The organism is Methylobacterium sp. CCH5-D2 (assembly GCF_001556475.1).
GTDB lineage: Bacteria > Pseudomonadota > Alphaproteobacteria > Rhizobiales > Beijerinckiaceae > Methylobacterium > Methylobacterium hispanicum.
Map to the genome: position 1 here is coordinate 1 of NZ_LSIX01000876.1, position 8834 is coordinate 8834.

At 72.6% G+C, this 8834-nt stretch carries 10 protein-coding genes and 1 pseudogene; 5 read left to right on the plus strand and 6 right to left on the minus strand.

Annotated elements, in window-relative coordinates; translation table 11 throughout:
* The 3 genes from AX737_RS23365 to AX737_RS23375 all read right to left on the minus strand — a co-directional run.
* On the minus strand, positions 1 to 491 hold a 491-nt coding region (locus AX737_RS23365; RefSeq protein ID WP_066925502.1), incomplete at its 3' end, for a MotA/TolQ/ExbB proton channel family protein.
* A gap of 148 nt (positions 492 to 639) precedes the next feature.
* Complete coding sequence (locus AX737_RS23370; protein ID WP_245293496.1) at positions 640 to 1155, minus strand: Tat pathway signal protein; 516 nt, start codon at positions 1153 to 1155, stop codon at positions 640 to 642.
* A gap of 65 nt (positions 1156 to 1220) precedes the next feature.
* Positions 1221 to 1718 (minus strand): hypothetical protein, encoded by a 498-nt coding sequence (locus AX737_RS23375; RefSeq protein WP_066925505.1) that lies wholly within the window; start codon positions 1716 to 1718, stop codon positions 1221 to 1223.
* Positions 1719 to 2127: 409 nt separating this feature from the next.
* On the opposite strand from AX737_RS23375, the gene AX737_RS23380 reads away from it, so the two are divergent.
* Positions 2128 to 2556 (plus strand): Hsp20 family protein, encoded by a 429-nt coding sequence (locus AX737_RS23380; protein WP_066925508.1) that lies wholly within the window; start codon positions 2128 to 2130, stop codon positions 2554 to 2556.
* A gap of 420 nt (positions 2557 to 2976) precedes the next feature.
* Complete coding sequence (locus tag AX737_RS23385) at positions 2977 to 3261, plus strand: DUF1150 domain-containing protein (RefSeq protein ID WP_066925512.1); 285 nt, start codon at positions 2977 to 2979, stop codon at positions 3259 to 3261.
* Between the two features lie 101 nt (positions 3262 to 3362).
* Here AX737_RS23385 and AX737_RS23390 read toward each other — a convergent pair whose 3' ends face one another.
* The gene (locus tag AX737_RS23390; protein WP_156453914.1) at positions 3363 to 4127 is read right to left on the minus strand and encodes an alpha/beta hydrolase; all 765 of its coding nucleotides are present in this window, start codon (positions 4125 to 4127) and stop codon (positions 3363 to 3365) included.
* A gap of 133 nt (positions 4128 to 4260) precedes the next feature.
* Between AX737_RS23390 and AX737_RS23395 the strand changes: the two genes are divergently transcribed.
* From AX737_RS23395 to moeB, 3 genes are all read left to right on the plus strand, one after another.
* The gene (locus AX737_RS23395) at positions 4261 to 5484 is read left to right on the plus strand and encodes a glycosyltransferase family 4 protein (RefSeq protein WP_066925518.1); all 1224 of its coding nucleotides are present in this window, start codon (positions 4261 to 4263) and stop codon (positions 5482 to 5484) included.
* 259 nt (positions 5485 to 5743) lie between these two features.
* The gene (infC, locus tag AX737_RS23400) at positions 5744 to 6265 is read left to right on the plus strand and encodes a translation initiation factor IF-3 (RefSeq protein WP_238230070.1); all 522 of its coding nucleotides are present in this window, start codon (positions 5744 to 5746) and stop codon (positions 6263 to 6265) included.
* Between the two features lie 85 nt (positions 6266 to 6350).
* Complete coding sequence (gene moeB, locus AX737_RS23405) at positions 6351 to 7142, plus strand: molybdopterin-synthase adenylyltransferase MoeB (protein WP_066925524.1); 792 nt, start codon at positions 6351 to 6353, stop codon at positions 7140 to 7142.
* A 106-nt stretch (positions 7143 to 7248) separates the two neighbouring features.
* On the opposite strand, the gene AX737_RS23410 is transcribed toward moeB, so the two are convergent.
* Together AX737_RS23410 and AX737_RS34790 are read right to left on the minus strand one after the other, a co-directional pair.
* On the minus strand, positions 7249 to 8094 hold the full coding sequence (locus AX737_RS23410; protein WP_066925527.1) for a DUF1186 domain-containing protein: 846 nt from the start codon (positions 8092 to 8094) through the stop codon (positions 7249 to 7251).
* A 135-nt stretch (positions 8095 to 8229) separates the two neighbouring features.
* Positions 8230 to 8834: pseudogene (locus AX737_RS34790) on the minus strand (ATP-binding protein); the annotation flags it as partial.

Consider the following 8834-nt stretch of genomic DNA (forward strand, 5'->3'; position numbering starts at 1 on the left):
GTGTCCTGGCTCTTCGCGATCGACGAGAACGAGTTCATGATGCCCCAGACCGTGCCGAACAGGCCGATGAACGGGGCGGTCGAGCCGGAGGTGGCGAGCAGCGCGAGGCCGTTCTGCAGGCGCTTCATCTCGAGACCCAGGGCGGCCCGCATGGCCCGCTCGATGCGCTCGCGCCGCTCGGCGCGGGTCTCGCTCGGGTCCTGGTCGCGCCACGCGTCGATGGCGGCCTTCACGATGTGGCCGGAGATGCCCCGCTGCTCGCCGTCGAGGCTGCCGCCGGAGCGCACAAGAGCCTCGAAGGCCTTTGCCTGGCGCTTGGCCGCGGCGAGGCGGACGATCTTCTCGAACACCACGGTCCAGCAGGCGATCGAGGCGACGACCAGCAGGATCATCACGCCCTTCACGATCGGGTCGGCCTGAAGGTATAGGCCGACGAAGGACATGTCGTGCGCGGCAGCGACGGCCTCGGCGGCTGGGGCGGGGTTCTCCATCGGGGGCTCCTCAGGTCATCGGGTCGGGTTGCGGCCAAGCTCGCATGCGCGCAATGGCTTCCGGCCGCCGGGCGCGTCCGCGCCGGGCAGCCCTGGGTCGTCGGGTCGGCCGCCGCGGCCTCGGAGCCCGCGGCGGCCTGAGTTCGGCTCAGCGATCGAGGGGAACGCCGGCCTTCGTCTCGGTCTCGGTGCGCTCCAGGCATCCCTCCCGGCCGCCCTCGCCGCCCTCGCAGGCCAGCACGTCGTTCAGGAGGACGCGGCCGATCTTCGGGCAAGTGAGGCCAGCGAAATCGAACAGCTTCACGGTGGTCTTGCGGGCGGGCAGCGGCCCGAGCTCGACCGCGACCCGCTTCTGCGCCACCCCCTCGGTGTCGAAGGCGAAGAGATCGACCTTGTAGGACTTGATCGCGCCGCCCTTGAGGTTGTCGATCACCACGGTCGCGCGGCAGGCCTCGCCGGAGGCTTCCAGCCGGTTGAGCTGGAGCCGGATCGGCGCCCCCGCGGCGGCCGGCGCGCCCGCTCCGGCCGCGTCCTGGGCCGCGGCGGCGCCGGCGAGCGCGACGGTGAGGCCGAGCGCAGCCAAGCCGGATGCGACGGAGCCGCACCCTACACCCGGGCCGCGCCGTCTCCCCGCGCCCCGCCCCGACACCTGCTCTGCGACCATCACCGTTCCATCATCCTCTCGCGTCTCGAACCCGTTCCGAGGTCCGCACGGGGCCGGCCTCAGACTCAGTGCAGGGCCTGACCTGCCGGCCTGCGCTGCGGACCGGGCCCGAGCCGGTCCGCCGCCGCGTCGATCGCCGCGACGGCCGCCCGCAGCGCCGCCACGAGCCGGGGCGCCTCGGACCGGCCGGTGATCTCGGCCGCACCCTGCGCCACCTCCTCCCAGAGGCAGCGCCGGCCGCGGCCGATCAACCCGACCAGGGCGCATTCGTGCCCGGTGACGCGGCAGCAGGTCGCGGGCATGAAGGACCAGTCCCGGTCCCGCTCCGCCCGCAGCGCGCGCACGATCCCGACCGCGCAGGCGACGAAGCGCCCGCCCTCGTCGGGCCCGAGCAGGCGCTCGGCCCCATCGAAGGCCGCGTCCCAGCAGGCCACGTCGCGCGTCATGTAGCCGGCGGCCACGAAGCGGACGACCGACAGGGCGAGCACGTCGGCGTCGTCGCCGCAGACGTCGGCCACCCGCGGCATCGCGTTGTGGCCGGGCGGGCTGGACGACGCCGTCATGAAGCCTCCGGTATCCGCGCGGCGCGCCGAGGCCCGGCCGCTCCACGTCTGACGGGGGCGATATCGCGGGACAGCGTCCGGGATCAAGGTCTGCTTCGAAATTCAGAGCAGTTCCAAACTGTTACCCAGGGCCTGTCTGGGTGTCTCGAAAGTCGCCCCCAGTATTGCCGAATCGTCCCGACCTCTTCCCGACCGGCGAAATACGCTCCCGCTCCAGGCTTCGCGCGCCGGGCCGGAGCCCTGCCCCGCGGCCTCTCGGCCGCCTCCCTTGATGCCCGGCGGCGCGCCGTCCATATCTTCTCGCGATCCGGCACGGCCGGGCGGGAGCGCTGCCGCGGCGGGCTCCGCGACACGGAGCGCCCACAGGCCTTCGGGCCACGGGGCTCCGCCTGAAGGACGCTTGCCGACGATGACCCGTCCCTCCCCGTTCGGACACCCCTTCCTGCTCGGCTTCGACGAGATCGAGCAGGCGCTGGACCGGGTGTCGAAGGCAGCCAACGACGGCTATCCGCCCTACAACATCGAGCGCGTGCCCCGCACCGAGCGGGAGCCCGAGCGCCTGCGCATCACGCTCGCGGTTGCGGGCTTCACCCGCGACCAGCTCGACGTGATGCTGGAGGAGAACCAGCTCGTCGTGCGCGGCCGCCAGGTCGAGGAGCGCGAGCGCCACTTCCTGCACCGCGGCATCGCGGCGCGCCAGTTCCAGCGCGCCTTCCTGCTCGCCGACGGCATGGAGGTGCTGGGCGCCGACCTCTCCAACGGCCTCCTGTCGATCGACCTCGCCCGGCCCGAGCCGGAGCGGGTGGTGCGCAAGATCACGATCTCGGCGCGGGATTGAGCGGCGGACGGCTTCGATCCTGACGAACGAAACACCGCCCTTTTCCCGGGCACCTGGAACGAGAGTGGAAGGTGATCCGGGATCCAGCGAATGAAGCGCCGCGAAGCGGCTCGATCTTCATGCACGGTTGCTGGATCCGGACGCTACGCGCCTCGTTGTGCTGGATCCCGGATCACCCTCCGCTGACGCTCCGGGCGTCCGGGAAGGGCGCGAAAAGCCGACACCGGGGTTGTGGCGTGCGGCTTCGGACGGAAGCCCCGGACCGGGAATCCCCTGCGCCCTGCGCTTAAACGCGCGTCAAGCGGAAAGCCGGCAAGGATTGATCGGCGAGCGTGCCGCCACCACATGCGGATCAGGCCCCGCGGTCGCTTCGGGACCGCAAACCAGGCCTGAAGCTCTGCCTCGAAAGGAGGGCACGACATGACCGATCTCAACCCGGCTCCCCTGACGCCGGCCGACCTCGATCCGGCCGAGTTCAACGCCGCCGACCTCGCCGCGCTCGGCGAGGGCCATATCGCCTACGTGCGGGCGATCACCTCGGACGAGGTCAAGCGGATGTTCCCGCAGGCGCCCGACCTCACCCCCGGGCTCGACCTGTTCGCCCTGCTCTCGGCGAGCGGCGCCCCGATCCTGCTCGCGGATTCCCGCGAGGTCGTGCTGGCCAACGCCTTCGCGCACGACCTGCAGCCGGTCAGCCTGCACTAGCCAATCCCGGTCGCGCGCCGGCCGCGACGGGGCCACGAGCCTCGTCGGAGGCGCGCCCCGGCGGCGCCGGGCTCCCCGTCCGGCGCCGTCGGACCGTTCTCTCACGCCATCTCCGCCACCGCCCCGATCAGCCGCGCGATGTCCTGCGGCCGCGACAGGCGGTGGTCGCCGTCCGCGATCAGGGTGAGCACCGTGCCCTCCGCGGGCAACCGGTCCAGGATCTTGAAGGCGTGCGGGTGCGGCACGTCCGGGTCGCGCATCCCCTGCAGGATGTGGACCGGGCAGCCGAGATCGAGCGGGCCGGTCAGCAGCCGGTTCCTGCGCCCGTCCGCGATCAGCGCCATGGTGACCGGGTCCGGCTCCGGCGCGTAGGCGCTCTGGCGCAGCCAGACGCCGTCGCGTTCCAGCGTATCCCGCACCTCTTTCGGAAACCGGTCCCACATCAGGTCCTCGGTGAAATCGAGGGCCGGGGCGATCAGCACCAGCCCGGCGGCCGGCCGGCCGGCGGCGAGCTGGGCGCGGGCGGCGAGGCAGGCGATCCAGCCGCCCATCGAGGAGCCGATCAGCACAGGGCGCTCGGGCGCGTGCGCCGCGATCACAGCCTCCGCATCCTCCAGCCAAGTCGAGATCGTGCAGGCGGCAAAATCCCCGCCCGACAGGCCGTGGCCCGTGTAGTCGAAGCGCACGAAGCGGCGGCCAGCGCGCTCCGCCCAGGCATCGACCGCCATCGCCTTGGTGGCGCCCATGTCGGAGCGGAAGCCGCCGAGCCAGACCACCGGCGGCCCCGCGCCCTCGCGCACCCGCACGGCGATCTCGCGCCGCGCCGCGCCCGCGCCGACCGCGATGAACGCGGGCGTCTCATCCATCTGCGCCATCCCCTTCTCCCTACGCGATGCTTCCCGGCCTGAACGCTTCAGCTTCAGGCTCCGTTTACCCGACCGTAAAGCCCGGGACCGATCCTGTGACGATGCGCACGAGACAGAGGGTAGCGTTCCGCACATGACCGGCGAGACGCGCAACCCCACCGGCTTTCCCATGCAGGCCCCGCCGCTCGCCGGCACCTGTGTCCTCCAGATCATCCCGGAGCTCGACGCGGGCGGCGCGGAGCGCACCACCGTCGACGTGGCCGCGGGCCTGGCGGCGGCCGGCGCCCGGGCGCTCGTCGCCACCGAGGGCGGGCGGCTCGTCGGCGAGCTGCAGGCCAAGGGCGGCGTCTGGGTGCCGTTCCCGGCCGGCTCGAAGAACCCCGCCGCGATGGCTCTCAACGTCGGGCGCCTCGCGAGGCTGTGCCGCCGCGAGGGCGTCGGCATCATCCATGCCCGCTCCCGCGCCCCGGCCTGGGTGGCGCTCGGCGCGGCACGGCGGCTCAAGCTCCCCTTCGTCACGACCTATCACGGCAGCTACTCGGGCCGGACCGGCGTGAAGGTTCTCTACAACTCGGTGATGGCGCGCGGCGACGTGGTGATCGCCAACTCACACTACACCGCCGACCTGATCCGGCGCCTCCACGCCGAGCAGGCGGGGGACCGGGTGCGGGTGATCCACCGCGGCACGGATCTGGCCGCCTTCACGCCGGTCGCGGTCGGGCCCGGGCGGGTCGAGGCCCTGCGCCGGAGCTGGGGCGTGGCGCCCCACGAGCGCGTGGTGCTGCTCGCCGCGCGGCTGACCGCCTGGAAGGGCCACCGCGTCCTGATCGAGGCCGCGGCGATGATGCGGGGCCGCGGCGTCGGCGACCTCGCGGTGGTGCTGGCGGGCGATCCGCAGGGGCGGGACGGCTACGTGCGCGAACTCGACGCCCTGATTGCCGAGCGCGGCCTCCAGGGTATCGTGCGGCGCGTCGGCCACTGCACCGACATGCCGGCGGCCTTTCGCGCGGCCTCCGTGGTGGCGGTGCCCTCCGTCGAGCCCGAGGCCTTCGGCCGCTCGGCGGTGGAGGCGCAGGCGCTCGGCACGCCCGTCGTCGTCTCCGATCTCGGCGCCGTGCCCGAGACGGTGCTGAGCCCGCCCGACGTGGAGCCCGGCCAGCGCACGGGCTGGCGCGTGCCCGCGGGCGACGCGGACGCGCTCGCCGCTGCGCTCGGCGACGCGCTCGCGCTCGGCGCCAGCGCCCGCGACGCGCTGGGCCGCCGCGCCCGCGCGCATGTGGAGGCGAACTTCTCGCTCGAGCGCATGGTCGGCGACACCCTCGACGTCTACGCGCGCCTCCTCGGCAGAGGGGCGTGACAGAAGCGTGGGAGCGTGACGGATCTTGCGGGCAAGCTGGCGCGTTCTCACATCTGACGTGTCTTTCGGGAACCATCCGCGAAGAACTGCGATTCACGCACGCCGAGGTGTGTTGACTTGCCGCACGCTTGAGCCAAGGTAGGATTTATCCGGGATTGGCCGGAGCGGCGGCGGTCAGGACATCCTCGGACGGGTGTTCCGGGTCGCCTCTTCGTCGTTGCAGCAGGAGATAGCAGCCATTCGTAGACCTATGAGAGCCATGCCGGCCCCGCAGAAGGACGGGCCGCGCGCCAACCGGGACATTCGCGGCGTCCGCGACGTGCAGCTCATCGACGCGGACGGCCAGAACCGTGGCGTCGTCGCCTTCTTCGATGCCCTCCAGATGGCCGAGGAGGCCGGCCTCGACCTCGTCGAGATCGCCCCGAACTCCGCGCCGCCCGTCTGCAAGCTCCTCGATTACGGCCGCTTCCGCTTCAACGAGCAGAAGAAGCAGAACGAGGCCCGCAAGCGCCAGAAGACGGTCGAGGTCAAGGAGATCAAGCTCCGTCCGGGCATCGACAAGCACGACTACGACGTCAAGATGAAGTCGGTGCAGCGGTTCTTCGAGGAGGGCGACAAGGTCAAGGTGACCCTGCGCTTCCGCGGCCGCGAGATGGCTCACCAGGATCTCGGCCTGCGCCTCCTCGAGCGCGTGAAGCACGAGACCGCCGAGATCGCCAAGGTCGAGAGCGAGCCGATGCTCGAGGGCCGCCAGATGATCATGATCCTGGCGCCGCGCTGAGGCGCCTCGACATTTCGATCGCGTTCGCGCCGTCCCCTCCGGGACGGCGCTTTCGTTTGGGCGGCAGCCGGCTTATCTGCCAGCCATGGCCCTCGCCCCCGAAGAGATCGAACGCTACGCCCGCCACCTCGTGCTCGCCGAGGTCGGCGGCCCGGGCCAGAACCGCCTGAAGGCCGCGCGCGTGCTGGTGATCGGGGCGGGGGGCCTGGGCGCCCCGCTGATCCAGTACCTCGCGGCTGCCGGCATCGGCACGATCGGCATCGTGGACGACGACACCGTCTCGCTCTCGAACCTGCAGCGGCAGGTGATCCACGGCACGCCCGATCTCGGACGGCCGAAGGTGGAGAGCGCCGGGGACGCGGTCGCCCGACTCAACCCGCACGTCGCGGTCGTCGCCCATCCGCACCGGATCACGCCCGGGAACGCGGTGGACCTGATCGCGCGGTACGATCTGGTGGCGGACGGCTCGGACAACTTTACGACCCGCTACGCCGTCTCGGACGCCTGCTTCCACGCGCGGCGCCCGCTGGTCACCGCCGCGCTCGGCCGCTTCGACGGCTCGCTCACCACGATCCGGGCGCACGAGACCGATGCGGAGGGGCGCCCGAACCCGACCTATCGCTGCCTCTTCCCCGAGCCGCCGCCGGCGGGCTCGGTGCCGCCCTGCGCCGAGGCCGGGGTGCTCGGCGCGCTGGCCGGCGTGATGGGCTCGCTGATGGCCATGGAGGTGATCCGGGCCATCGCCGGCTTCGGCGAGCCGCTGGTCGGGCGTCTCCTCATGGTCGATGCGCGCGCGATGCGCTTCGAGACGCTGGCCTACGGCTGGGACCCGGCGAACCCGCTCAGCGGTACGGAGGCCTTGGCTTCGAGCCTTTGAATGACATGGCGCGGGTCCCCTCACCCGGCTTTCTGCGAAAGCAGACCTCTCCCTATGGGAGAGAGGGTATGGCGCGATTCAGGCGCCCGGCCGAAACGCGGTCAGGTCAGGCCGCCGCGACCTTGTCCAGGCAGCACTTCTTGAACTTCTTGCCGCTGCCGCAGGGGCAGGGGTCGTTGCGGCCGACGTCCCTGTAGGGATTCTGCTGGGGCAGCCCCGCGCCCTCCTCGGTCCAGGCGAGGTCGGCGAGCGGGTCGTCCAGGGTCCCGAAGCTCCAGGCATCGAAGCGCCGCAGGTCGTCCGGGCGGTTCACCGCCTTGCGCAGGGCTTCCTTGAACCAGCCCGCGTCGCTGATCTCGTCGGTGATGCGCCCGTCGCGCCGGGCCGCCTCGACGCGCGGGGCGAGATCGCGGAAGCCGAGGAGCGCGATCGTCTCCTCCCAGCCGATCCAGGCCGCGCCCTCCTCGACCGCGGCCTTGGCGTCATCGAAGCGCACGAGCAGGGCATGCACGGCGTCCCGCTCGATCCGGCCCGTCTGGCAGAGCGTGACGCAGGCCGAGAACAGGGCCTGTCGGACGGCGTCGTCGACCGTGCTGTCACGGATCAGCGCGAAGACCGGCTCCGGGTCCCCGTCGAACAGGCTCGCCACCACCTTGGAGAGCGTCGAGGTGACGGCGTCGCCCAGATACGCGTCGAGGGTGTCCTCGTCCTGCCGGAGCAGGCGCAGCAACGGCGCGAGCGCCCGCGTGTCGCGCGCGTGCGCCAGCACGTGCAGGCCCCAGAACAGGAGGTTGGCCTCGCCCTCCTCGAGTTCCTCCGCCGTGGCGGCCTTGTCCACCAGGCGCAGCGTCTCGGGCGCGAGCAGCGCCGGCCGCTCCAGCGCCGCGCGGAGCGCCGCCTTCGGCAGGTGGGTCGAGGCCGCGAGTTCGGCGATCAGAACCGCGTCGTCCATGCTCTGCTCCGTAAGGGTCTCGACCGACCCGGGGTCAACGCCTTCGGCATGAGGCGCGGGTTCCCGCGCCCTCGGGGAGAGGGCGTCCGGCCCGGTCCACGCACGCGGGCCCGAACCCGTCAGCCGGACACCGTATCACTCCGCCGCGAAGAGCTGCCAGTCCGTCCCCTCGGCGGGCGCGTCCGCGGGCGCGGCCTCCGCCTTCGGGTCGCCCGGCGCGGTCTCGCAGGACAGGCCCGGCACGGCGATGACCCGGTTGCCGCGGAAATCCGTGCGGCTGACCACCGCGCCGCGACTCTCCATGTAGCCGAGGAGCCGCCGCGCCCGGCCGGGGGAGCGGCTGCCGATCGCCTTGGCCAGCGCCGCGTCGCCGGGGCAGGACGCGCCGGCGAGCGCCGCGCGGGCGATCAGCAGGAACACGCCCTGCACCTCCTCCGGCATGGTGGCGGCGAGGTTCGTCGCCGCGCTCCAGCTTTCGTCGCCGCCCTCACCCGCCTCGGAGGGTGCCTCGACGCCGGCCCGCGCGACGCTGAGCGCCCGGCGGAAGGCCGGCATCCCGTAGCCGTCGCCGTCGAGGCCGCGCATGCGGCAGCGCACGAGGAAGTCCTGGTAGACGACCGCCACGGGCTGGCGCGCCGCGTCGGCGTCGGCGACCAGGCCCTGCAGCACCGCCTCGCAGCCGGCCCGGTTCTCGGCCGGGTCGAGGGCGGGGGTGGCGGGCGCGGTCTCCGGCCGGTGGG